At 71.4% G+C, this 23,146-nt stretch carries 19 protein-coding genes; 7 read left to right on the forward strand and 12 right to left on the reverse strand.

Annotation, left to right across the window (positions count from 1 at the left end):
- Positions 1-29 precede the first annotated feature (29 nt).
- The gene (locus ACIQ7M_RS17570; protein WP_403644812.1) at positions 30-482 is read left to right on the forward strand and encodes a flavodoxin family protein; all 453 of its coding nucleotides are present in this window, start codon (positions 30-32) and stop codon (positions 480-482) included.
- A 34-nt stretch (positions 483-516) separates the two neighbouring features.
- Here the strand turns inward: ACIQ7M_RS17570 and ACIQ7M_RS17575 are convergent, their stop codons facing one another.
- From ACIQ7M_RS17575 to ACIQ7M_RS17585, 3 genes are all read right to left on the reverse strand, one after another.
- On the reverse strand, positions 517-2,166 hold the full coding sequence (locus ACIQ7M_RS17575) for an FAD-dependent monooxygenase (RefSeq protein ID WP_403644815.1): 1,650 nt from the start codon (positions 2,164-2,166) through the stop codon (positions 517-519).
- 125 nt (positions 2,167-2,291) lie between these two features.
- A complete protein-coding gene (locus ACIQ7M_RS17580) occupies positions 2,292-3,452 on the reverse strand; it encodes a PP2C family protein-serine/threonine phosphatase (RefSeq protein ID WP_403644818.1) in 1,161 nt (386 codons plus the stop codon).
- Between the two features lie 186 nt (positions 3,453-3,638).
- Entirely contained in the window at positions 3,639-4,106 is a 468-nt protein-coding gene (locus ACIQ7M_RS17585; protein ID WP_403644821.1) for a hypothetical protein, read from the reverse strand.
- A 198-nt stretch (positions 4,107-4,304) separates the two neighbouring features.
- On the opposite strand from ACIQ7M_RS17585, the gene ACIQ7M_RS17590 reads away from it, so the two are divergent.
- Positions 4,305-4,952, forward strand: a complete 648-nt coding sequence (locus tag ACIQ7M_RS17590) for a TetR family transcriptional regulator (protein WP_355767185.1) — start codon at positions 4,305-4,307, stop codon at positions 4,950-4,952.
- A 252-nt stretch (positions 4,953-5,204) separates the two neighbouring features.
- On the opposite strand, the gene ACIQ7M_RS17595 is transcribed toward ACIQ7M_RS17590, so the two are convergent.
- From ACIQ7M_RS17595 to ACIQ7M_RS17610, 4 genes are all read right to left on the reverse strand, one after another.
- Positions 5,205-6,767 (reverse strand): MFS transporter, encoded by a 1,563-nt coding sequence (locus ACIQ7M_RS17595; protein WP_403644824.1) that lies wholly within the window; start codon positions 6,765-6,767, stop codon positions 5,205-5,207.
- Between the two features lie 418 nt (positions 6,768-7,185).
- Positions 7,186-7,956 (reverse strand): FAD binding domain-containing protein, encoded by a 771-nt coding sequence (locus ACIQ7M_RS17600; protein WP_403644827.1) that lies wholly within the window; start codon positions 7,954-7,956, stop codon positions 7,186-7,188.
- Positions 7,957-8,216: 260 nt separating this feature from the next.
- Positions 8,217-9,050 carry an ABC transporter ATP-binding protein gene (locus tag ACIQ7M_RS17605; RefSeq protein WP_403644830.1) on the reverse strand — a complete coding sequence of 278 codons (834 nt, stop codon included), beginning with the start codon at positions 9,048-9,050 and terminating at the stop codon, positions 8,217-8,219.
- Positions 9,051-9,192: 142 nt separating this feature from the next.
- Positions 9,193-9,927 (reverse strand): hypothetical protein, encoded by a 735-nt coding sequence (locus ACIQ7M_RS17610; RefSeq protein ID WP_403644833.1) that lies wholly within the window; start codon positions 9,925-9,927, stop codon positions 9,193-9,195.
- 793 nt (positions 9,928-10,720) lie between these two features.
- On the opposite strand from ACIQ7M_RS17610, the gene ACIQ7M_RS17615 reads away from it, so the two are divergent.
- Positions 10,721-11,461 carry an alpha/beta hydrolase gene (locus ACIQ7M_RS17615; protein WP_403644836.1) on the forward strand — a complete coding sequence of 247 codons (741 nt, stop codon included), beginning with the start codon at positions 10,721-10,723 and terminating at the stop codon, positions 11,459-11,461.
- A 192-nt stretch (positions 11,462-11,653) separates the two neighbouring features.
- Here the strand turns inward: ACIQ7M_RS17615 and ACIQ7M_RS17620 are convergent, their stop codons facing one another.
- Positions 11,654-12,748, reverse strand: coding sequence for a barstar family protein (locus tag ACIQ7M_RS17620; protein WP_403644839.1), 1,095 nt, complete (start codon positions 12,746-12,748; stop codon positions 11,654-11,656).
- Positions 12,749-12,903: 155 nt separating this feature from the next.
- Here ACIQ7M_RS17620 and ACIQ7M_RS17625 point away from each other — a divergent pair, with 155 nt between their 5' ends.
- Positions 12,904-13,665, forward strand: coding sequence for a maleylpyruvate isomerase family mycothiol-dependent enzyme (locus ACIQ7M_RS17625; protein WP_403644842.1), 762 nt, complete (start codon positions 12,904-12,906; stop codon positions 13,663-13,665).
- Between the two features lie 116 nt (positions 13,666-13,781).
- Here the strand turns inward: ACIQ7M_RS17625 and lpdA are convergent, their stop codons facing one another.
- Together lpdA and katG are read right to left on the reverse strand one after the other, a co-directional pair.
- Entirely contained in the window at positions 13,782-15,182 is a 1,401-nt protein-coding gene (lpdA, locus tag ACIQ7M_RS17630) for a dihydrolipoyl dehydrogenase (RefSeq protein WP_403644845.1), read from the reverse strand.
- A gap of 157 nt (positions 15,183-15,339) precedes the next feature.
- The gene (gene katG / locus ACIQ7M_RS17635) at positions 15,340-17,562 is read right to left on the reverse strand and encodes a catalase/peroxidase HPI (protein WP_403644848.1); all 2,223 of its coding nucleotides are present in this window, start codon (positions 17,560-17,562) and stop codon (positions 15,340-15,342) included.
- Positions 17,563-18,154: 592 nt separating this feature from the next.
- Here katG and ACIQ7M_RS17640 point away from each other — a divergent pair.
- Positions 18,155-18,565: a Fur family transcriptional regulator gene (locus ACIQ7M_RS17640; RefSeq protein ID WP_403644852.1), complete on the forward strand. Its 411-nt coding sequence runs from the start codon at positions 18,155-18,157 to the stop codon at positions 18,563-18,565.
- A 61-nt stretch (positions 18,566-18,626) separates the two neighbouring features.
- Positions 18,627-19,199, forward strand: coding sequence for a GNAT family N-acetyltransferase (locus ACIQ7M_RS17645; protein WP_403644855.1), 573 nt, complete (start codon positions 18,627-18,629; stop codon positions 19,197-19,199).
- Here the strand turns inward: ACIQ7M_RS17645 and ligA are convergent.
- On the reverse strand, positions 19,187-21,280 hold the full coding sequence (ligA, locus tag ACIQ7M_RS17650) for an NAD-dependent DNA ligase LigA (protein WP_403644858.1): 2,094 nt from the start codon (positions 21,278-21,280) through the stop codon (positions 19,187-19,189). The two genes, ACIQ7M_RS17645 and ligA, sit on opposite strands and share 13 nt — an antisense overlap.
- A gap of 201 nt (positions 21,281-21,481) precedes the next feature.
- On the opposite strand from ligA, the gene ACIQ7M_RS17655 reads away from it, so the two are divergent.
- Complete coding sequence (locus tag ACIQ7M_RS17655) at positions 21,482-22,456, forward strand: helix-turn-helix domain-containing protein (protein WP_403644861.1); 975 nt, start codon at positions 21,482-21,484, stop codon at positions 22,454-22,456.
- 66 nt (positions 22,457-22,522) lie between these two features.
- Here the strand turns inward: ACIQ7M_RS17655 and ACIQ7M_RS17660 are convergent, their stop codons facing one another.
- The gene (locus tag ACIQ7M_RS17660; protein WP_386987263.1) at positions 22,523-22,897 is read right to left on the reverse strand and encodes an ArsR/SmtB family transcription factor; all 375 of its coding nucleotides are present in this window, start codon (positions 22,895-22,897) and stop codon (positions 22,523-22,525) included.
- Positions 22,898-23,146 lie beyond the last annotated feature (249 nt).

Raw genomic sequence — 23,146 nt, forward strand, 5'->3', positions numbered from 1 at the left:
GCGCCGGGCGGCGGGGCAGGGTGCGGGGTGTGCCTACTCTGCTGATCGTGCATCACACGCCCTCGCCCAACTGCCAGGCCATGTTCGAAGCCGTGCTCTCCGGCGCGACGGCGCCCGAGATCGAGGGCGTCCAGGTGGTGCGGCGGGCGGCGCTGGAGGCCACCGCCTCGGACGTGCTGGCCGCCGACGGCTATGTGCTCGGCACCCCGGCCAACCTCGGCTACATGTCGGGCGCTCTGAAGCATTTCTTCGACCAGGTCTACTACCCCTGCCTGGACGCGACGGCCGCGCGCCCCTTCGGCTACTACGTGCACGGAGGGAACGACGTCACGGGGGCGGTGCGCGGCATCGAGTCCGTGACGACGGGGCTCGGTTGGCGCCGTGCGGCCGAGGCGGTGAAGGTGACCGGCGAGCCGGGCAAGGCGGACATCGAGGCGTGCTGGGAGCTCGGTGCGACTCTCGCGGCCCGACTGATGGCCTGAGCCCGCCCGTTGAGGCCGAGGAGAGCCGACGCCGTCACCGGGTGCCGGCGCCGGCCGGGGCGAAGGTGAGGGCCAGGTGGGCCGTCAGCTCCGCCGCCGTCGGCGGGCGTAGGCGGGCGCCGATGTATCCGTCCGGGCGGACCAGGAAGGCGGTCGCCCCGTCCGAGACCCCGTAGAGACGGGCGAACTCGCCGAGCGCGTCGACGTACGCCGGCGGGCCGGAGGCGTCCGGGGCGCTCCCTGCGGGTCGGATCAGACAGGTGTCGACCCGTCCTCCGGAGAACTCGGCCGCCACTTCGGCGAGTTGTCGGCCCTGCTCGCCGTCCCCGTAGACGAGCAGGACGTGCCCGCGGTCGCGCAGGAGGTCGTACAGGCGCAGTGGGAAGGCGGCGATGGGGGCCGTGAGGCCGGTGCAGTCGGGGGCCCGGTCGCCGGGCCGGGGGCCGGGGTCTTCGGAGGCCGGGCCCACGAGAGGGCTGCCGCGGTAGCCGACGAGGAGCTGTGCCTCGCGCAGCATCACGGTCTCCGGGTCGTCCGGGTCGGCCTGGACGCCGTGCGCCGCGTGGCGGACCGTGCGCGCGACGACCTCCTCCCCCACGGGCCGCCGCTCGGCGTCGTAACTGGCCGCCAGTTCGCGGTGCGCGCCGCCCTCGATGAGGAGGGCGAGTTTCCAGGCCAGGTTCCAGGCGTCCTGGATACCGGTGTTCATGCCCTGGGCGCCGGTCGGCGGGTGGATGTGCGCCGCGTCGCCCGCGACGAAGACGCGGCCGTCGCCGTAGCGGTCGACGATCCGGTGGCTGATGCGGAAGACCGAGGACCAGCGCAGGCGGGAGGCGGTCGCGGGCCGGGGGGACATCCGGTCCAGCACCGCCTGGATGTCCGAGAGCGCGGGCACGACGCCGCCGTCCAGGCCGTGGGAGACGCCGTCCGCCGGACCGTCCGGCCCGTCGGTCCGTGCCGCGGCGGAGAGTTCGGGCGGGACCATCATCGACGTGCGGTACCGGTTGTCGCCGGGCAGCGGGATGCACACCAGGATGTCGTCCACCGCGCCGTCGCCGTTGTGGTGCATGGCACGGACGCCGTAGCCCGGCGGCATGTCCCAGTCCACCTCCACATCGCCGAGCATGTACTCCTCGGGGAACGCGCTCCCCTCGAATCCGAGACCCAGCTTCTTGCGCACGACGCTGTGCGCGCCGTCGCAGCCCACCAGATAGCGCGCCCTGACCTCTTCCTCGGCTCCGGACGCCGACCGCAGGGTCACGGTCACACCGTCGGCGTCCTGGCTGAACGAGACCAGTTCCGTGCCGCGTTCGATCCCGGTCCCGAACCGTGCCAGATGCTCCTCGAGGATGCGTTCGGTGTCGTACTGCGGCAGGGCGGCGAAGCCGTACGGCACCTCGGGCGGCAGGGCGAAGTCGATCCGGGTCTTCTCGGCGCCGTTGACGTAGGCGAGCTGCCCGTACATCGGTGCCGCCGCCTCCAGGAGGGTGCGGGTGAGCCCCATGTGGTCCCAGATCTCCAGTGTGCGCGGCTGGATGCCCACGGCCTTCGCGTACGGGAGCCGCTCCGGAAGCCGGTCGACGATACGGCAGCGGACCCCGCGTCGGCGCAGTTCCGCGGCCGCGGTGAGACCCACGGGGCCCGCACCCGCCACCACGACGTCGGTTCCGAAGGTGTGGGCCACGGGAGCCTCCCTGGGTGTGCCCCCCCGCGTCGAGTCGATCTCCCTCCATCGTGGCCCCGGGGCGACCGGCCTCGCCACCGGGCACGGGCGTGCGGAGCGGGCCGGGTCGCCCCGGCGCCGGTGTCTCAGAGTTGCGCGGGTGGGGGCGATCCGTCGGTGGGAAGCCGGTGATGGCCGTCCAGGGGGCGGTGGGCGAGGCGCAGGTGGTGCGCGGCGACGCGTTCGATGACGAGGAAGGCGGCGTCGTCGCCGGGCTGGTCGCCGATGTGCCGGACGAGGTCGTCGTGGATCTGGCGCAGCAGGACGTCGGGGTTGGAGGCGGTGAAGCCGGCGACCCGTTCCGCCAGGGGGTAGAAGACGCCTTCGGGCGAGCGGGCCTCGATCACGCCGTCGGTGTACAGCAGCAGGAAGTCGCCGGCCGCGAAGGCGAACGGATCGGTGTGGTGGCTGGACGCGGGCAGCTCGCACATGCCCAGCGGGGGTACGGGGTGCCGTGCAGCCAGGACGCTCACCTGGTGATCACGCAGGAGCAGCGGCGGCGGATGACCGCAGTTGATCATCTCGACCCGCGTGCCGTCGTCCGGGATGTCGAGAACGAGGGCCGTGACGAAGTGTTCGCCCGGGTCGTGCTGGGTGTCGGCCACCTCGTCCAGGTCCCGGCACACGCTCACCTCGAGGGCCGCCGTCAGTTCCGGCAGGGAGTCGTAGCGGTGGGCGCCCTCGCGGAAGGCGCCCAGCACCACCGAGGCCTCGCCGATGGCGGCCAGCCCCTTGCCCCGGACGTCCCCGATGATGACGCGGGTGGACGCGTCGGCGGCCCGGGTGACCGCGAACAGGTCGCCGCCGATCTGTGTGTCGTCGTCGGCGGCCAGATACAGCCAGGCCACGCGCAGCGGACCGATCCGGCGGGGTGGCGGCCGCAGCAGCACCCGTTGCGCGGTCTCGGCCACGGAGCGCGCCCGCACCAGCTCCTGGGCGCGTCGCTCCCGTACACGGCACACGAACACGACCAGGGCGGAGAGCACCACCAGGGCGATGAGCTGGGCGATGTGATTGGTGGTGCCGATTCCGCCGTGCAGGATCGCGACGACCACCTGGGCGGCGACCGCCAGGAGGCCGACCAGAGCCGTCAGCCCGGGGCCCGCGAGCGAGGCCGTGAGGGTCGGCGCGATGACGAGGAGGGGCCCCAGGTGGACATCGGTGGGGGAGCGGATGTCCACCACGGTGATCACGACGATCAACGCGAGCGGGATCGCCACCAGACCGCGGCCCGACGGTTGTTCCACGAGACGGTCCACTGACATGCGCCGGATACCCACATGCCCCATTTTGTACCTGTTTCCGTGGCTACGGGGTTCCATACGGTGTTCACCGTCGGCGAGTCCGGCGCGAGCGCCGGTACTCGGGTGACCCCTTCGAGTGGCCTCGGGCGGGGCCCCGGCGCGCGATGCCGGGTCCGCGAAGGACCGGCGTCAGTTCCACAGCGGGTAGCTGACCTTCTGCGCGTAGCCGTCCGGGTGGTTCTGGGTGTAGGTCAGCGTCATCTGCGTGTAGTGCCGCAGGTGCGGGTTCTTCTTCCACTGCTGCGGGTGGTCCAGCCGGACCACGACCGGGTACGAGTGGAACTTGCCCGCCGCGCAGTACGGCTTGCAGTCGTTCACCATGTTCACGCCCCGGGCGACCGCGGCGTTCTGGTTCCACTGCGACCAGTGGAGCGAGACGAGGCGGCTGTTGCCGTCGCCGCAGGCCAGGATGAACTCGGCGGGGCGCACGTCGGGGTGCCAGAAGCAGTCCACGAGTACGGGAGGCGCCTGGCGCTGTCGCGTGGTGTGCGCGGTCGCGTGCGAGGTCGCGGGGGTGGCGGAAGCGGTACCCATCACCGCTGTGAGCGCCGCGGCCGCGCAGATGGTGAACGCGGTCCGGATCGAGTTTGTGCGCATATCAGCTCCGTGCGGGACGCTCTTTCGTATGGCCGCCAAGGTGTCGGCTCTGGCTCGACGCTACGGCCTCGGAATGTGATGTACCACTCATTCGGATGAACGATGCCAATTCGTAAGAAGAGGACGAGAACGGTACACAGGGTGACGCATCGGAACGCCTCGCGACCGTGCCGGTCGGCGCCGTAGAATTCGTCCGTGATGAATAAACCCGGTGCGCAGCGCGGTCGCAGGCCGGGAAGCCCGGACACCCGGGCCGCGATCCTGGAGATCGCCCGGCGCCGCTTCCTCGAGGACGGCTATCACGCGGTGACGCTCCGGTCCGTCGCCGGCGAGGCCGAGGTCGATCTCGCTCTGATCAGCTACTACTTCGGGTCGAAGAAGGGGCTGTTCGGCGCCGCGCTGGCGCTGGGCGCGAACCCGGCCGAACTCCTCGCGCGGGTCGTGCGGGAAGGGGACCTCGCCACGTTCCCCGAACGGGTCGTCCGCCAGGTCCTCGCCGTCTGGGACGATCCCGTCACGGGCCCGCCCCTGCTCGCGATGATGAAGACCGCGATCGACGACGACTCCCTCGGCGCCCTGGTGAAAGAGGCGCTGGAGCGCGAGATCGTCGACCGGATCGCGACCCTCGTCCCGGGGCGGGACGCCCGGCACCGTGCCACCGCGTTCACCACCGTGATCGCCGGGCTGATCGCCACCCGCTATCTGCTGCGGCTGGAGCCGATCGCCTCCATGACGACCGACGAACTGGTCCGCCTCATGAGCCCGCAACTGCGGCAGGCCCTGCGCGGGCCCGGACGCCCCGCACGGGACATCCGGCCCACGGGGCGAGCGGCGCCGCGCCCCTGACAGCTGTTCCGTGCGGTCCCGACGTAGGTCGGTGTCGCGGAGGTCGGTGTCGCGCCCCGACACGTAGGAGCCGTTCCGCTCATCCCGTGGCTGCCTCGGAGTCACCCATGGCTGCCCCCGAGGCACGAAAGACCGGTGCCCCGCACGGGGCGGGGTACCGGTCTTCGGTATGGCGGGACGCCGGTCTTCGGGTATGGCCCGGCGACCGTCCTTGGTGCGGCCTGGCGCCGGACTTGGGTACGGCGGGGCGGCTCAGAGGTACGAGGGCTGCTCCTGTGCGCCGGGGGTGTCCGGGACCTCGTGGGCCTCGGCGGACGCCTCCGGCCGCGGGGCGGACCGCAGCAGGGCCGCGACGGCGAGGGCGGCCAGGGCGGCGGTCACCGAGGCGCCGAGCAGTGCCAGGTGCATGCCGTCGACGAAGGCGGTCGTGGCCCGGCCGGAGACCGGGCCGCCGATGGCGTGGGCCGCGGCCAGCGAGGAACGGGCCGCGTCCGCGACCTGCTGCGGCAGGCCGGGCAGGCTCAGGTGGTCGCGGTAGGCGGCGCTGAGCAGGCTGCCGAGGACGGCGATCCCCAGGGCGCCGCCGAGCTCCCGCGCCAGGTCGTTCATGGCCGAGCCGACGTTCTGCAGCGAGCGAGGCAGAGCGTCCGTGATGGAGGTCGTGGCCGGTGTCATGGCCAGACCCATCCCCGCGCCCAGCGGTACGAGCCCCGTCGCGATCAGCCAGTACGGGCTCGACGCGTCCAGGAGGGAGAGGATTCCCATGCCCGCCGAGACACCGACGAGACCGGCCACCCAGGGTCGCCGGAAACCGAACCGGCCGACCAGTACCGGGGCGGCGCGGGAGACCGGAACCATGGTCACGGCCATCGGCAGCATGGCGGTCGCGGCCATCAAGGCGCTGTCGCCGCGCACCAGTTGCAGGTACTGCATCATCACGAAGATGAAGCCGAAGAACACGAAGAACTGAAGCATGATCGACAGCGAGCCCGCGGCGAAGTGGCGGTTGCGGAACAGCCGGGGGTCGAGCAGCGGGTTCTCGCGGCGCAGCTCGAAGAGGACGAACCCGGCCAGCACGGCCAGACCCAGCCCCATCCCGGCGAGCGTGACCGGGTCGGCCCACCCGCGGGTCGGCGCCTCGATGACCGAGTAGACGAGCGCCACCAGACCGGCCACGGAGAGCAGGGCGCCCCCGACGTCGAGCCTGGGCTGCTTCGCTTCCGCGGACTCGGGCACGAACAGCAGCGTTCCGATCAGGGCCACCAGGGCCAGGGTGACGTTCAGAAGGAACACGGAGCGCCACGACCAGCCCTCCAGGAGGGCCCCGGAGGCGAACAGTCCCACCAGCGCGCTGGCTCCGGCGACCGCCGCCCAGACGCTCACGGCCCGTGCCCGCTGGGCGCGCGGGAACGTGGTGGTGATGGTCGACAGCGTGGCCGGCATGACCAGCGCCGCACCGACACCGAGGACGCCCCGCAGCGCGATGAGCGCCGACGGCTCGGTCGTCAGCGCGGCGGCGGCGGACCCGGCGCCGAAGATCGTCAGTCCCGCGATCAGGGCCCGCCTGCGGCCGAAACGGTCGCCCAGGGCGCCGGCCGGCAGCAGCAGCGACGCGAAGACCAGGCTGTAGGCGTCGATGATCCAGGACAGCTGCGTCTGCGTGGCATGGGTCTCACGGGCGAGATCGGGAAGTGCCACATTGAGCGATGCCATGGCGGCGACCACCGTGCCGAGGGCGACGCAGGTGACCACCAGAACCAGGTTGTGTCGTACGGCCGGTGCTGGACCGGCGGCAGGGGTGCGGGTGGAGGGCATGGGCTCCGTCCTTCGTCCGAGCGGTCCGGGAGGTTCCCGGTGCCTGGACCCAGAGTCGGGAGTCGGCCCTGTGATTTCCACGTTGATGAATTAGGGGTACGGTCCAGCGCCCGGGACCAGAGGGCCGCGTCCGTACGCGTCCCCCTGAGCCGAGTCGGGCGGAGACGCCGGTCAGCGGGCCGGGGCGCCCGGGCCGGCGGGCCTTCGGGGACGAGCGCGGCGACGCCCTCGTTCCCGGATCGGTGCGATCGTTCATCGCCTGTTGAATTTCCGGTCGCCGCGGGTCGGGGGCCGGGGGAGCAGCTCCTGGGGCGTGTCCGCAACGTCGCGTCGTCCGCCCGGAGGGCGGGAGAGACTTCGCGGACCCGCCCCGGGCCGTGCGTGGCGCCGCCCGGCAGGCGGGAGTCGCCGGACGGTTCTAGTGGTCGACGGGGTGTGCCAGCAGGCCGGTCACCTGGCGGCCGACGAGTTCCCATGCCGGGGCCGGGAGCCGGCCGAGGGAGCCGTCCCGCAGCGCGCGCAGCGTCGCGTCGGTGTCGCCGTGACACACGGCGTTCTCGCTGAACACCTCGTCCTCGGAGCGGACCGCGACACGAAGGAGGGTCCCGTTGCCGTTGGCATTGGCATTGGCATTGGCATTGGCGTTGCCGTCTCCGTCGCTGTCGGCGGAGTGCAGGGCGGCGGCGACGACGAGCGGCGACGGTCCGCCCGGCTCGGCCGCGGCCTTGACGTAGTTGCTGGCGATCGGCGTGCGCCAGCGCAGGCTCAGGAGCAGATGACGCTTGGCGAGCACCTCGGCCAGATCGGTCTCGGTGACACCCTCCGGCTCCAGGATCACCGCGCGGGCGTCCAGGACCAGGGCCGCGGGCAGCAGACAACGCAGCGTGCTGCCCACGATGTTGCCGCCCACCGTGGCCGTCCGGCGTACGGCGCCGGTTCCCACGGTGGAGGCCGCCCGGCGCAGCACCTCCGGTACGCGGTCGTCGATGCGGTTCAGTACCACGGCCGCGCCCAGGGCCTCGGGCTCGATGGTGTTGGCCTCCGGGAGGTCGCGCAGCGACATGGCGTGGTCGGGGAACCCGTCGCGTTGCCAGGTGGCCCACACCAGTGTGGCGCCGCCGATGGGCACCGCCCCTTGGGTCAGGTACTCCTGTGCTTCGGACACGGACGTGGGCAGACGCAACAGCACGACAGCCGACCTGCTTTCCTGGTGACTTGGCGGCGGGTACTCGGTGTCTTGGCGAAAAGACCGTCGACAGGCGCATTTTCGCCGTACGGACGGGGGCGCGTACAGGGCACACTCCCTCAACTGGTGCGCCCCGCCGTGCGGTTGGGCCCGCATCGGGGGGACTTCCCCGGGGGCGGCCCGCACGCGCTGTCCGCACTCACTGGGCGGCCATGGCGCCCGTCCCTTTCCTTTCCCGCGCCGCGAGTTGCTTCGTACCGCTGTCAACTACCCTGGTGAGAGCCGGAATAGGCAGCCCATCGCCCGCCGTGCCGGACCACGGTGATCCGTCGGCCGAAGCAGTCGGTCATCCGGGCATCGGTCAGGGTGTCGTCGACGGGCCCCTGCGCCAGGACGCGCCCCTCGCGCAGGAGCAGCGTGTGGCCGACGGCCGGGGACAGCTCCTCCAGGTGGTGGGTGACCGTCACGGTGGCCAGTTCCGGGCGGCTCTCGGCCAGCCGCTGCATGGCCTCGACAAGGTCCTCGCGGGAGGGCAGGTCCAGGGCGTTGAACGGCTCGTCGAGCAACAGCAGGGCCGGCTCGGCCATCAGCGCCCTGGCGATCAGGACGCGGGCCCGCTGCCCGCCCGAGCAGACCCCGTACGGCCGGTCGGCGAGCTCCTTGATGTCCAGTTCGGCGAGCAGTTCGTGACCACGCCGGCGCACCTCGGCGTCGTACTTCCGCCACAGGGGCTGCACGGTCCCGGTGTGGCCCGTCAGGACGACGCCGTGGGCGTCGAGGTCCTGCGGTACGCGCTGTGCCGTGCTCACATGGCCGATACGGGCCCGCAGTTCGCGCACGTCGACCCGGCCGAGCCGGCAGCCGAGCACCTCGACGCTCCCGGTCGTCGGATGCATCAGCGCGCCGAGGAGGCGCAGCAGCGTCGTCTTGCCCGCGCCGTTGGCGCCGAGCAGGGCCCAGTGCTCACCGGCCCGTACCGTCCAGTCGATCTCCGAGAGGATCACCTGACGGTTCGTGTGGCGGTGGACGCTCACGTCGCGGAGCGCGACCACCGCCCCCGGGCCGTTCGCGTCCGGCTCGGTCCGCACCTCGGCCATGTCCGGTCTCCCCTCGATCGTCGTCGCGCCCCACACAGTAGATGCAGCGGGCATCTTGTTGCCCGTACGTCCGCCTGGCGGACGGTGTCGGGTCGCGTGGATCGGCCGGGCGGGGCGGCCTCCCCTTCCCCGCGGATCACGATCACTTCAGGATGTTGACGGCGCGGGCCACCACCAGCACCACCGTCACCAGGGAGACGGTGGACTGGAGCATCATCAGCATCTTGGCCCAGCGGGACAGCGGCATCACGTCGGTCGGGCTGAAGGCGGCGGAGTTGGTGAAGGAGAGATACAGGTAGTCCAGGAACGCCGGTTCCCAGTCCGGCGGCGCGGATTCGGGGCTCTGCATCTGGACGAAGAGGAAGTCCGCGTACTGCCGGTGGCCCATCATCCGGTTCGCCGGTCCGCCGCGGTCCAACTCCCAGTACCACAGGGCGAACACGATGACGTTCGTGAGCCAGATGTTGCCGCCGGTCAGCAGCAGCCTCGCGGCGTTCGCCCCCTCGTCGCCGTGCACGAGGCCCCGCACCAGTTCGGCCGCGGCCCAGCCGTTGGCCAGGCTGATGAGCCCGATGAGGGCCAGCCCCAGCGACCGCAGCCGCTTGTTCCGAGGCTCGACCCGGCGGGGGTTGGCGGCGACGAGGCCCATCAACAGGACCACTTCGAGGGCCGGCAGCACGCCGAAGGGCAGCAGGGTCAGCCGCTCCGGCAGTTTGAGCTGGAGGATGACCGCCGCCAGGATCGCGGCGGTCACCGCCCAGCGTGGCTCGCCGTGCGTCACCCTCCGCCAGGCGGGAGCCACTTCACGCTCACCGGACTCCAGGAGCCGCTCGATCCCGACCAGCCGGCTCTCGGTGTCGTTCGATCCGTCGTTCATACGGGGGATTGTCGCGCGTTCACCTGTTGATCAAGGGTCCTGTCCGCGCGGTGCCCTGTCCCGGTTGGTGGCCGGCCGCCGTGACCTGCGTGAACGGCCTCCCGGCTGCTGCCGTCCGGAGCCTCGGGGGACCTGCGATCGCCCCAGCCGGACGTGAAGGGGCGCACGCCAAAAGGGCCTTCCCGCTCTTGTCGGTGTCCATGAGGCGAAAGACCGCGTCCGCGGTCGCGGTGGGGTAGACGGGGATCTCGTCGACGCTCTTCCCGACCAGAGCGCGTTCGACGTAGGCGAGCCCTCCTCCGTGGCCACCCTGCCGTCCTTGTTGGCGTCGGCGGCCGTGACGAGGTTCCGGACGAGGTCCGCGGTGACCGCCCGCTCCGCCTCCGTCTGTTCCTGCCGCTGGTCGCCCACGTCGATGGAGCCGGACCTGTCGGTGTCGAGGCGGTCGAAGAGCCGGAGGACCCGCGTCGTGTATGCACCCATGATGGGCTTCGTCCTTTGCGTCAGAGTGTCGGCCAGGTCTTGATCCGCCGACGAACCCAGTGGCCGACCGCCCTGCGGCACGGCGGTTCGCGCCGGGGCCACCCGATGAGACGGACAGTGCGGACCTCGTACACGAATCCGTTTGGCGGACCACCCGGACTCCTGCTACGTTTCCGCAAGCCGTGCGAGAGATCGAGGAGGTGGTACCCGTGAACGCAGTATCGACATGGGTGCTCCCCTCCGGGGTCACGGTCGGGCGATAGGTCGTCGTCCGGGAGCGCCGTTCAGTGCACTCCCGAAAGGCACGACCATGCATTTCACTTCTGAGCCGCGTCTCGACGGCGGTGTCATCGAGCGCGAATTCACCCTCGGTGAGATCCCCGGCATCCTGTGGACGCCCGTATCCGCCTCTGCCTCCGCACCGGTACCGCTGATCCTGCTCGGCCACCCCCCGCTCGGCCTGCGCAAGATGCACCCCCGGCTGGCGGGACGAGCCCGGCAGGCCGCGGCGGACGGCTTCGCCGCTGCCACCATCGAACTTCCCGGCAGCGGTGAACGGCCCCGCTGGGCCGCGCTCGATCAGGCCCGTGCCGACCTGCGCCGAGCCATGGAGGCCGGCGAGCCGGTCGGCGACGACATCATCGACGCCCTCGTCCTCCCGCTCGTCGACAAGGCGGTCCCGGAATGGCAGGCCGCCCTGGACGCCCTCCTGCCCCTCCCCGAGATCGGCGGCCCCGTCGGGTACTCGGGAGGAGTGATCTCCATCGGCGTCCGCCTCGCCCTGGTCGAGCCGCGCATCGTGGCCGCCGCTCTCTTCGCCGGCAGTTTCGTGCCCCGCGCCATCCTCGAGGAGGCCCGCCAGGTCACCATTCCGCTGCACGTCCTGCTCCAGTGGGACGATGAAGGCAACAACCGACAGGCGGCCCTGGACCTGTTCGACGCCTTCGGCTCCGAGGAAAAGTCCCTGCACGCCAACATGGGCGGGCACACCGGCGTCCCGCAGTTCGCGGGGGACGCCGCGGCCCAGTTCTTCACCCGACACCTGACGTGAGACCGGGCCGCCGGGCCACCAGCAGACGGTGAGCCGCGCTGACCAGGATGCCGCTCGCCGCGCAAGGTCCCGGCGTTCCCCTACCGCTCGTCCCGTGGGCCCCTGTCGACTCGGCAGGGGCCACACCGCCCCCGGCCATGACCAGTTCGATTTCTGCACTGACGAGCCAATGCCGCGGGCGGCGCGACCGACTCACGTGAAGGTCACCTGCATCCCGCCCTTGGCCAGGACTTCCAGCACCAGGGCGACCAGGTCGTACTGCTCGCCCTCCGGTGCCAGGAGGCGGGACAGGTGCTCGCGCGCGGTCGCGGCGTCCCGCCAGATCAGAGTCGAGGGGGCGGTGTAGCCGAAGTTGCCTCGCAGACAGTCCACGAGGGCGTCCAGGCAGCAGCCGAAGTAGCCGCCCGGCCCGTTGACGGCCTCGCCGAGCGCCAGGTAGAGGCCCGGTGCGTCGGTGATGTGCCGGCCGTCCAGCTCGTACGCGCGTCCGGCGGCCCGGTCCTGGTGCTTGATCCGGCAGCCGCGCTCCCGGACGAGATCGAGCCATGCCCCGCGCCGGCGGGTGTCGAGCTCGGCCCAGGCGCCAGGGGTGTCCGGCGGGCCGGCAAACCAGCTTTCCCAGACGGGCCGGGCATATCCCGGTACGGGTGCGAGCTCTGTGTCGAGTTCCAGATCAATGAGGTCCGCCCCGCGGGAGGACGGGCGCCACGCGCGGACTTTGGGCCGCAGCAACCGGTCGGTGAACGGCTCGCCCTTGTCGTCCCGTATCTCCAGCCAGGTCTCCTCCAGATCCAGCGCACGACGGGTGCCCCTCGTCAGTGCCCGTTGTAGCCGATCCTCCGGGGCGAGCCCCCGCAGGACGAGCGGGGGCGATGCGTCCTCGGGCGGCAGGACGCGGGTGAACTCCCGGCAGGAGCCCAGCCAGCGGTATCCGTCGTGCAGCCGGACAGGAGCGCGGTGGCCCTCGGGGGGTCCCTCGTAGTCGTCCGTACCCGTGAGCACGAGGCCGTCCGCCCCTGGGTACTGTCCGAGGCTCTCCGCGTCCTCCAGCGGCCAGGGACCGAGTGTCCTGTCTTCCGGTACCAGCCACACCCGGCTGCCGACCCAGCCGCGCACCTCGGCTTCGTCCGGAACCCAGCCGAACAGTTCGTACGTCCCGCGCCGGGGTTCCCTGAACAGTCCCTCCACCTCGGCGCAGACGCCCCAGACACGGCCGCCTTCCGTGTCCGTCAGCGCGTACCGTCCCTGCCCGCGATGTTCCCTGTCCACACGCACGGTGGGAATCATGCCCAGTCCAGACGTAGCCCGTGAAGCTCTTTTCCTGGCCGGTCAGGAAGGGGACATGACCTCGACCGGGCTTTCCAGCAGGTGCTCCGACTCCCACAGTTGACGGCATGGAAAATAGGGTGCGGTCGGCTGAGCTGGGGTGATAGGCAAGTGATGTGACAGAGAGTCTTGAGTTTTCCGTCCTGCTGCGGCTGATCGACGAGCGGTCGGCCGCGTTCCGGAGTGCGGTTGCCGCCGCGCCCGGCCTCGACGAGCCGGTGCCGTCCTGCCCCGAGTGGACGTTGTTCGATCTGGTGCAGCACCTGGGTACGGGCCAGCGCTGGTGGGCCGCGATCGTCGCCGCGGGCCCGGCCGAGGCTCCGCCGGCCAAGGATGCCGCGGAGGCGCCGCGCGAACTCGAGGCGCTGCTGGCCTGGTACGCCGAGTCCAACGAGCTGCTGCTGAGTGCGCTGCGCGAGGCAGGGCCGGAGCGTGCGTGCTGGACGTGGTGGAGCGCCGGCGTGTCGCCGGCGAACGCCTGGGGCGTTGCCCGGCGCCGGGTGCACGAGGTGCTGGTGCACACCTACGACGCCCAGCTCGCCGCGGGCGCCGTGCAGCCGATGCCGGCGGACGTCGCGATCGACGGCGTGGCCGAGTTTCTCGACACCTGCAACTCCACCCCGGCGGCCTGGCCGCACGAGGCGGCCACCATCCACTACCACGCCACCGAGGGCCGCTCCTGGCTCCTCACGCTGGACGGCACCGGCGCCTGGCCCGCACCCCTCACCGACGAGGCCGCGCCCGCCTCCGCTTCGGCCACGGGCACGGCCGAGCAACTGCTCCTCTTCGTCTGGGGCCGCCTCACGATGAGCGACCTGAAGACCGAGGGCGACCCACAGGTGTTCGAGCGCCTGATCGCCTGGGAGCCCGAGGAGTAGCCGGTCACCACCGCGGCGGACGGCCAGTACGGCCTCGTACGTTTCCGAGGTGCCGCCGTACCCCCCTTCTGGTTCGCTACGCTCCAGTTCAGGAGGGGTGCGGTGGCAGCCACTCGTCACATGTTGATCATGTGCCCGGCCAGCCCGTGAACGGCCTCCTTGACCGCCTCGCCGAGCGTCGGGTGGCCGTGCACGTTGCGGGCGACCTCGTGGACCGTCAGGTCCCACTGCTGGGCGAGCGTCAACTCCGGGAGGAGTTCGGTGACTTCGGGGCCGATCAGGTGGGCGCCGAGGAGTTCGCCGTGGGTGGCGTCGCTGAGGAGCTTGACGAATCCCGCCGTCTCGCCGAGGCCGTGCGCCTTGCCGTTCGCCGTGAACGGGAACTTCGCCACCCTGACGTCGAAGCCCCGCTCGCGCGCCTGTGCCTCGGTCCAGCCGAAACTGGCGATCTGGGGCTGGCAGTAGGTCGCCCGCGGGATCATGACGTAGTCGAGCTCCATCGTCTCCGCGTCGCCGATCGTCTCGGCGGCCACGATGCCCATCGACTCCGCCGCGTGGGCGAGCATGAGCTTCGCCGTCACGTCCCCGATGGCGTAGATGTGTGGCACGCTCGTACGGCAGCGGCCGTCGATGTCGATCGCGCCGCGGTCGGTGAGCTTCACACCGGTGTTCTCCAGGCCGTAGCCCTGTACGCGCGGCTGGAACCCGATCGCCTGGAGCACCTTGCCGGCCTCGAGCGTCTGGCGCTGTCCGCCCGTGGTCACCATGACCTTCACCGAGCCCCCCGAGTCGTCGATCGCCTCGACGCGGGTGGACGTCAGCACGTTGATGCCGAGCCGCTTGTAGCGGCGGGCCAGTTCGGCGGAGACCTCCTCGTCCTCCAACGGGACGATCCGGTCGAGGAATTCGACGAGGGTGACCTGGACGCCGTAGTTGTGGAGCACGTAGGCGAACTCCACGCCGATGGCACCGGCGCCCGCGATGACGATGCTGTCCGGGAGGGTGTCCGACAGGATCTGCTCCTCGTACGTCACCACACGCTCGCTCAGCGAGGTTCCGGGGAGCAGCCTGGTGGTGGCCCCGGCGGCGATGACGCAGTTGCCGAAGGTGACGGTCTCCGAGCCGCCGTCGGACAGGGCCACATCGAGCGTGCGGTCGTCGCGGAAGGTGCCGCGGCCGGTGTACTGGGTGATCTTGTTCTTCTTCATCAGGTAGTGGACGCCCTTGACGCGTCCGTCCGCCACCTTGCGGCTGCGGGTGAAGGCGGCGCCGTAGTCGAAGCTCACCTCGCCGTTCACCTGGATACCGAAGGTCTTGGCCTCCTGGGTGAAGATGTGGGCGAGCTCCGCGTTGCGCAGCAGGGCCTTCGACGGGATGCACCCCACGTTGAGGCACACACCGCCCCAGTACTTCTCCTCGATGATCGCCGTGCTGAGTCCGAGCTGGGCGGCCCGGATCGCCGCGACATATCCTCCCGGGCCGGCGCCCAGGACCACCACGTCAAAGTGTGCGCTCATGGCGTTCAGCCTAGAACGCCACGGCCCCCGGCGAGGAGCGGGCGCGCGGCCGTGGAGGCCGCGGGGGACGCGGGCCGTGGAACGCGTTCGGGCCGGCCCCCGCCGGGGGCCGGCCCGAACGTCAGGCCGTGTCAGGCGCCGTCAGGCGCCCCCGACCTCAGGCGAGGTCGAACCGGTCCAGGTTCATGACCTTGTCCCAGGCGGCGACGAAGTCCTTCACGAACTTCGCGCCGGCGTCGTCGCTCGCGTAGACCTCGGCCAGCGCGCGCAGCTCGGAGTTCGAGCCGAAGACGAGGTCGGCACGCGTGCCGGTCCACTTGACCTCGCCCGTGGCGTCGTCACGCGCCTCGAAGGTGGTCGCGTCCTCGGAGGTCGCCTTCCACGTCGTGCCCAGGTCGAGCAGGTTGACGAAGAAGTCGTTCGTGAGCTGTCCGGGGGTCGCGGTGAGGACACCGCGCGAGGACTGGCCGTGGTTGGCGCCCAGGGCACGCAGACCGCCGACGAGGACGGTGAGCTCGGGCGCGCTCAGGGTCAGCAGGTTGGCGCGGTCGAGCAGCAGGTACTCGGCCGGAAGCCGGTTGCCCTTGCCGAGGTAGTTGCGGAAGCCGTCCGAGGTGGGCTCCAGCGCGGCGAAGGACTCCGCGTCGGTGTGCTCGTCCGTCGCGTCGACGCGGCCCGGGGCGAAGGGCACCTGGATGTCGTGACCGGCGTCCTGGGCGGCCTTCTCGACCGCGGCGACGCCACCGAGGACGATCAGGTCGGCCAGCGAGACGTGCTTGTCACCGGAGTTGAAGTCACGCTGGACGCTCTCCAGCGTGCGCAGCACCGCGGCCAGCGTGTCGGGGTCGTTGGCCTCCCAGCCGCGCTGCGGCTCCAGACGGATGCGGCCGCCGTTGGCGCCGCCGCGCTTGTCGCTGCCGCGGAACGTCGAGGCCGACGCCCAGGCGGTGAAGACGAGCTGCGCGACCGTCAGGTCCGAGCCGAGGATCTTCGTCTTGAGGGCGCTGATGTCCTCGGCGCCGATGACCTCGCCCTCCGCCTCCGGCAGCGGGTCCTGCCACAGCAGCGTCTCCTCCGGGACCTCGGGGCCGAGGTAGAGGGACTTCGGGCCCATGTCGCGGTGGGTCAGCTTGTACCAGGCCCGCGCGAAGGCGTCGGCGAACTCGGCGGGGTTCTCGTGGAAGCGGCGGGAGATCGGCTCGTAGACCGGGTCGAAGCGCAGCGACAGGTCGGTCGTGAGCATCGAGGGGGCGATCCTCTTCGCCGGGTCGTGCGCGGCCGGGACGGTGCCCTCGCCCGCGCCGTCCTTCGGCTTCCACTGGTTGGCGCCCGCGGGGCTCTGGGTCAGCTCCCACTCGTAGCCGAAGAGGACGTCGAAGAAGCCGTTGTCCCACTGGGTGGGTGCGGTGGTCCAGGTGACCTCCAGGCCGGAGGTGATCGCGTCGCCGCCCTTGCCGGTGCCGTACGTGCTCTTCCAGCCCAGGCCCTGCGCCTCGATCGGGGCGGCCTCGGGGTCGTCGCCGACGCTCTCCGACGGACCGGCGCCGTGGGTCTTGCCGAAGGTGTGACCGCCCGCGATCAGGGCGACCGTCTCCTCGTCGTTCATCGCCATCCGGCGGAACGTCTCACGGATGTCGCGGGCCGCGGCGATCGGGTCCGGGTTGCCGTTCGGCCCCTCGGGGTTGACGTAGATGAGACCCATCTGGACGGCGCCGAGCGGGTTCTCCAGTTCACGGTCGCCCGTGTAGCGCTCGTCGTCGAGCCAGGTGGTCTCCGGGCCCCAGTACACGTCCTCCTCGGACTCCCACACGTCCACGCGACCGCCGGCGAAGCCGAAGGTGTCGAAGCCCATCTGCTCCAGGGCCACGTTGCCGGTGAGGACCATGAGGTCGGCCCAGGAGAGGCTCTGGCCGTACTTCTTCTTGACGGGCCACAGCAGACGGCGGGCCTTGTCCAGGTTGACGTTGTCCGGCCAGCTGTTGAGGGGGGCGAAGCGCTGCTGACCGGCACCCGCGCCGCCGCGGCCGTCGCTGATGCGGTAGGTGCCCGCGCTGTGCCAGGCCATACGGATCATGAAGGGGCCGTAGTTGCCGTAGTCGGCCGGCCACCAGTCCTGCGAGGTCGTGAGGACCTCGGCGATGTCCTGCTTCACCGCGGCGAGGTCGAGCGCCTCGAAGGCCGCGGCGTAGTCGAAGTCCTCGCCGAGCGGGTTGGCCACGGCGGGGTTCTTGGCAAGGATCTTCAGGTTGAGGCGCTCCGGCCACCACTGGCGGTTTCCGCCGCCCTGGGTCGGGTGCGGAGCGCGGCCGTGTGCGACCGGGCAGCCGCCCGTCCCCTCCGATTTCGCGTCGGTGACGATCGCGTCGTGGTTCTCAGACATGGGAATCCTTCCGGATGGGCCGATCTCGGTGCTCAGCGACTACGGGTGGGGGGAACAGCCGGGGCGGGGCCCCGGCGGCCGGCCCCGGAACCTTCGGCGGAGCCGACGGAGAGGCCGTTCTTTTCGGACGATAACGAGCAAAGGGGGCGTTCCGTCGCGCGGACGTGCGCGGGGGTGTCGTACGCGGCTCGCGCCGGACCGGCTGGACCGGTCCGATACGGGGTACGCATCCCGCCACGGTGAGCGGACGGAGGGCTGTGTGCCACGTGCGGGGAGGTGCGGCGTCGGGTCGCCCGCCGTGGCGGCGATCGCGTCGTCGCCGGGGCGGTCCCGGGCTCCGGGAGCTTCCCGGGCTGCGTGTCACGGCGGCCGTCACGCGCAGGCCGGCGCCGCGTGGTTCCACGGCGGTGGTCCCGACATCTGTGTCTCTCCTGCTCGTGCCGAAGTGTTCTTGTCCCTTGGCCAGTGCCAAAACCGATCCTACGATGGACAGAGTCCAAGTCAAGAAGGACACCAGACCCATATTCGATCGGACCCAGGATGCACACGGATAAACTGCGGGTTCCCACCGATCCTGAAAAGGTGAACCGATATGAGTGACCTGCTGGAGCGACTGCGAGGGCGTGGCTGGCGGATGACTTCCCAGCGACGCGTCGTTGCGGAGGTCCTCGACGGCGATCATGTGCATCTCACGGCCGACGAGGTGCATGCCCGCGCGGCCGAACGGCTGCCCGAGATCTCCCGGGCGACCGTCTACAACGCCCTGGGGGAGCTGGTCTCGCTCGGCGAGGTGATCGAGGTCACCACCGACGGCCGTGCCAAGCGCTACGACCCCAACGCGCACCGCCCGCACCAGCATCTGGTGTGTTCCGCCTGCGGCACCGTCCGTGACGTCCACCCCACCGGCAACCCGCTGGCCGACCTTCCCACGACGGAACGATTCGGTTTCACCGTGGCCGCCGTCGAGGTCACCTACCGGGGGCTGTGTCCTTCGTGCGCCTAAGGCCTGGCGTCGCCGGGCACGCCCCGGGCGGGACCTCGCGGACACGCCCTAGGCTTCGGTCATGATCGAGACCGAGCGGGATCTCTCACCGGCGATACGGATCAGGCCCGGCGGACCGGCCGACGCGCAGGCCGTTCTGGACATGCTCGACGGAGCGGTGGTCTGGATGAACGCCCGGGGCAACACCGAGCAGTGGGGCACGATCCCGTACTCGGCGACAGCGGGCGGGGCGGAGCGCGTCCGGCGGTACCTGACCGAGAACGCGCCCTTCGTCGCGGAAGCCGACGGAACACCCGTCGGCGCCATGGTCCTCGACACCGGGCCCAGCCCGCAGATGCCGATCGAGCCCGCCGGGGAACCCGAGCGGTACGTCCGGCTGCTGGTGTCCGACCGACGGCACGCCGGCGGCGGCATCGGGGCGGCCCTCCTCGCCCACGCCGCCGAGGAGACACGACGGTCGGGCGTCGAGCTGCTGCGGGTCGACTGCTGGGCGGGCGGCGGGGGCGAACTGGTCGCGTTCTACGAGCGCCAGGGATTCACCCCCACCGAGCCATTCCTGTCCGGGACCTGGCCGGGCCAGGTGCTGGCCCGGCGGATCGGCGTACCGCGCGCGCGGAGCGATCAGGCGAGGTAGTCGGCGACGAGCTCGGCGAACTCCTCCGGCGCCGCGAGCCTGACCCCGAGGCTCTCGGCCTTGGCGCGCTTGGATCCGGCACCCTCACCGGCGACGACCAGGGTCGTCTTCTTCGACACGCTGGAGGAGGAACGGCCGCCGGCGCGCTCGATGAGCTCGTTCATCTGGTTGCGGCTGAGCTGCTCCAGGGCCCCGGTCATCGCGCCGGTGACCACCACCGTCATCCCCGCCAGCGGCCCGCCGGCCGTCCCGCCCTCCTCCGCGTCCGGGCCGTCCTCGCCGGGCTCGGCGGGCGGGGTGGCGCCGGGCTCGGTCATGTTGACCCCGGCGGCGGCGAGCTTGTCGATCAGCGGGGACAGTTCGGCCAGCTCCGCGACGATCGAGGGAGCCTTCTCCGTGCCGATGCCCTCCACCCGCTGCATCGCCTCCGCGTCCGCCGCGCGTATGTGCTCCATGGTCGCGAAGTACCGGGCGATGCGCCGGGACATGGAACGGCCGGTGCCGCGGACGCCGAGCGCGCACAGCACCCGGGACAGCGGTCTGCCCTTGGCCGTCCCGAGCGCCGCGAGGAGGTTGTCGGTGCTGGTCTCACCCATCCGGTCCAGGCCGAGGAGCTGCTCGCGGGTCAGGTCGAACAGACCGGCGAGATCGGTGACCAGACCGCTCTCGACGAGCTGGACGACCCGTGTGTGACCGAGGCCCTCGATGTCGAGCTGGTCGCGGCCCGCCGCGTACGAGAGCGCCGCGACCAGATGGCAGTTGCGGCCCTGCTCGCAGCGCCACCGCTGCTCGCTGGTGTCGATGGCGGACCCGCAGTTCGGGCACGTCTCGGGGAAGAGGATGGGCTGTTCCTCGCCGGTGCGCAGATGGGCGACCGGAGCCTCGATGCGGGGGATGACGTCCCCGGCGCGGTGGACCATCACGTGGTCGCCCAGCCGCAGATCGCGACGCGTGATGTCCGCCGGGTTGTGCAGGGTGGCGTACGTGATGGTCGAGCCGTCGATCTCGACCGGCTCCAGCACTGCGCGCGGGGCGATGATGCCGGTGCGGCCCACGTTCCACTCGACCGCCAGCAGCCGGGTGATCTTCTCGACGGCCGGGAGCTTGTACGCGATCGCCCAGCGCGGTGCGCGTGAACCGGACCCCGCGGCCCGCTGGTCGGCCGCCAGGTCCGCCTTGACGACGATCCCGTCGATCCCGAACGGCAGCTCGGGGCGCAGTGCCCCGATCTCCTGGACGCGCGCCAGGACCTGCTCGGCGGTCGCGGCGGTGATGCCGGGCACGGCCGTGCTCGCGGTGGTGTTCACGCCCAGCTCGGTCGCCCGCGCCATCAGCCCGCTGTGCGCGAGCTCGTCGAGCCGGGCGGCCTCGGCGGACTCGGTGCCGGGCACCGGCAGCAGGCCGTAGCCGAAGAAGGTCATCGGAACGGTGTAGGCGCGGTCCTTGGCGCGCAGCGTGCCCGCCGCGGCGTTGCGCGGGTTCGCGAACGGCTGTCCGCCGTGCTCCGTGCGTACCTCGTTGGCGTGCTCGAACTGCGCTGTCGTCATGAGGACTTCGCCGCGCACCTCCAGCGTGAGCGGCTCGGTGAGCTCGCCGGGCAGGCCCTCGATCGTCCCGATCGCGTGCGACACGTCCTCACCGGCGGTGCCGTCCCCGCGGGTGATGAGCCGGGTGAGCCGGCCCTCCTGATACCGCGCCGCGATGGCCAGGCCGTCGAGCTTCGGCTCGACGCTGTACCGCTCCACCTCGTGACCGGTCCGCCGTGCCAGCGACGCCGTCCAGGCGGTGAACTCCTCGGAGGAGAAGACGTTGTCCAGGCTCAGCATCGGCACCGTGTGCGGGACGTCGCCCTCGACGGCGCCGCCCGCGACCTTCCCGGTCGGCGAGTCGGGCAGCACCTGCTCGGGATGGGCGGCCTCCCACGCGGCGATGCCACGCACGAGCCGGTCGTACGCGTCGTCGTCCAGCACGGACGTGCCGCCCTCGTAGTAGGCGGCCGACGCCTTCAACGCGTCCTCGACCGCCTGCGCGTAGGCGACGGCGTCCACGATCACTGCAACAGGTGTTGTCATACCCGTCATCCTGCCTGCCACCACTGACAATGCCCTCCCGGCGGCTTCCCCGGGGCGGGCACTTGGGGCGATGCGGGCAACTGCGTCACCCGGAGGTGACAGGGGGCCGGGGGGTGAAGTAGACCTTGGACAACCGTGGGTCCGGACGGGGCCCGGGCCGCACCGGCAGGTTCCCGCCCCGGCCCCGCCGGCGGACCTCAAGGAGTGCCCATGCTCGCCGCGCTCGGTCTCGGTCCGGCCGAGGAGGAGATCTACCGTCTCCTGGTGGCGCGTGGACGGGCGGCCGTCCAGGAACTGGCGGTCCGCAGCGGCCACCCGGAGTCCGCGACGCGTGACATCCTCACCGCGCTGGCCGGGCGTGGTCTCGTCGTCCCGCGGACGGCCGAGGGCGCGGCCACCGTCTTCGTGGCGGCGCCTCCCGCGGTCGCGCTCGGCGGGGAACTGCGGCGTCGTCGTGACGAGTTGAGCGCGGCGGAGCACGCGGTGCTCACGCTCGCCGAGCAGCATCGCTCGGGGGCCGAGGGCGGCGCGGTGGAGGTGATCGGCGACATCGACGCGGTCCGGCACCGGTTCCGGCAGCTCCAGGAGTCCGCCCGGTACGAGGTGCGGTCGATGATGGTGCCCGAACAGACGGTCGTGTCGCGCGACGACAACACCGCGGAGGAGGGCCGGATCGACCGTGGCGTGCTCTACCGGACGATCCTGCACCGGGACGCGCTGACCGAGCCCGGCATGGTCACGCAGGCCCTCGCCGTACTGGGGGCGGGACAGCAGGTGAGGGTCGCGGACGCCGTCCCGGTGAAACTCATGATCGCGGATCACGACCTGGCTATGCTCCCCCTGTACAGCGGCCGCAACACCGCCGCGGCCTCGGTGCTCGTGCACGCCGGGGGCCTGCTGGACGCCCTCGTCGCCTATTTCGAGCTGGCGTGGGAGCACGCGTATCCGCTGTCGCCGCACACGGCGGGCGACGGAATCGTGGAGCAACGTCCGGACGGGACAGACGAGTTCGACGCCCGGATGCTGGCTCTCGTCCTCGCCGGACTCACCGACCAGGCGGTCGGAGCCCGCCTCGGCGTCTCCCGGCGCACCGTGCAGCGGCGCATCGGTGAGCTCATGGCGCGGGCCGGTGCCGAGAGCCGAATCCAGCTCGGCTGGCACGCCGCGCGCCGGGGCTGGGCCTGAGGTGCGCCCCGTAGCCGTTCCGGGCGCGTCGGGTGGCGCGTCGGGGCGTCACGCGGTGCGGGTGCGTCAGTGTCCGTGACCCGCGGGTGAGGGCCGTGCGGACCGGGTGACGACGAGGTCCGGTTCGCGGGGACCGGGAGGCAGGCCCGTCCCGACGTCGGCCTGGCGGAGCTCGGCCAGCAACTCGGTCTGTCCGGCGAGCAGTTCGGTGAGGATGCGGCGGGCGGCGCGCAGCAGTTCGGCGACGTCGCCGCCGGCGAGCGCGTAACTCACGGTCGAGCCCTCGCGGATGGACACGACGATGCCCGAGCGGCGCAGCACGGCCAGTTGCTGCGAGAGGTTGGACGGTTCGACCTCGATCTCGCTGAGCAGGTCGCGCACCGAGACGGGGCCGCTCTGCAGCAGCTCCAGGACGCGGATGCGCACAGGGTGTCCGAGCATGCGGAAGAACTCGGCCTTGGCCTGGTAGAGGGGAACCTGCCTGTTCAAAATCGTTCGCTCCCTGCCGCCTGGGGACGGGCTGTTTCTCCGGCTGGTGCGGTGGCTGTCCGCGTCCCGCCGCGAACGGTGCCCGAAGGACCGATCCTGGCGGCTCCGCCTCCGCACACCCACGGGATTGACTCCATCTGGATGTACCTAAATGAAGAAGTCTTCAAGTCGTGGGCATGCGAAGGCGCGGAGAACGTGGCT

The sequence above is a fragment of the Streptomyces sp. NPDC096324 genome (assembly GCF_044763015.1).
Classification (GTDB): Bacteria; Actinomycetota; Actinomycetes; order Streptomycetales; family Streptomycetaceae; genus Streptomyces.

Coding starts and splice junctions, on each gene's coding strand:
- ACIQ7M_RS17585 (WP_403644821.1), bottom strand. CDS start 4,106: ATGCGCACAAACTCGATCCGGACCGCGTTCACCATCTGCGCGGCCGCG.
- ACIQ7M_RS17590 (WP_355767185.1), top strand. CDS start 4,305: ATGAATAAACCCGGTGCGCAGCGCGGTCGCAGGCCGGGAAGCCCGGAC.
- ACIQ7M_RS17595 (WP_403644824.1), bottom strand. CDS start 6,767: ATGCCCTCCACCCGCACCCCTGCCGCCGGTCCAGCACCGGCCGTACGA.
- ACIQ7M_RS17605 (WP_403644830.1), bottom strand. CDS start 9,050: ATGGCCGAGGTGCGGACCGAGCCGGACGCGAACGGCCCGGGGGCGGTG.
- ACIQ7M_RS17610 (WP_403644833.1), bottom strand. CDS start 9,927: ATGAACGACGGATCGAACGACACCGAGAGCCGGCTGGTCGGGATCGAG.
- ACIQ7M_RS17615 (WP_403644836.1), top strand. CDS start 10,721: ATGCATTTCACTTCTGAGCCGCGTCTCGACGGCGGTGTCATCGAGCGC.
- ACIQ7M_RS17620 (WP_403644839.1), bottom strand. CDS start 12,748: ATGATTCCCACCGTGCGTGTGGACAGGGAACATCGCGGGCAGGGACGG.
- lpdA (WP_403644845.1), bottom strand. CDS start 15,182: ATGAGCGCACACTTTGACGTGGTGGTCCTGGGCGCCGGCCCGGGAGGA.
- katG (WP_403644848.1), bottom strand. CDS start 17,562: ATGTCTGAGAACCACGACGCGATCGTCACCGACGCGAAATCGGAGGGG.
- ACIQ7M_RS17640 (WP_403644852.1), top strand. CDS start 18,155: ATGAGTGACCTGCTGGAGCGACTGCGAGGGCGTGGCTGGCGGATGACT.
- ACIQ7M_RS17645 (WP_403644855.1), top strand. CDS start 18,627: ATGATCGAGACCGAGCGGGATCTCTCACCGGCGATACGGATCAGGCCC.
- ligA (WP_403644858.1), bottom strand. CDS start 21,280: ATGACGGGTATGACAACACCTGTTGCAGTGATCGTGGACGCCGTCGCC.
- ACIQ7M_RS17655 (WP_403644861.1), top strand. CDS start 21,482: ATGCTCGCCGCGCTCGGTCTCGGTCCGGCCGAGGAGGAGATCTACCGT.
- ACIQ7M_RS17660 (WP_386987263.1), bottom strand. CDS start 22,897: ATGCTCGGACACCCTGTGCGCATCCGCGTCCTGGAGCTGCTGCAGAGC.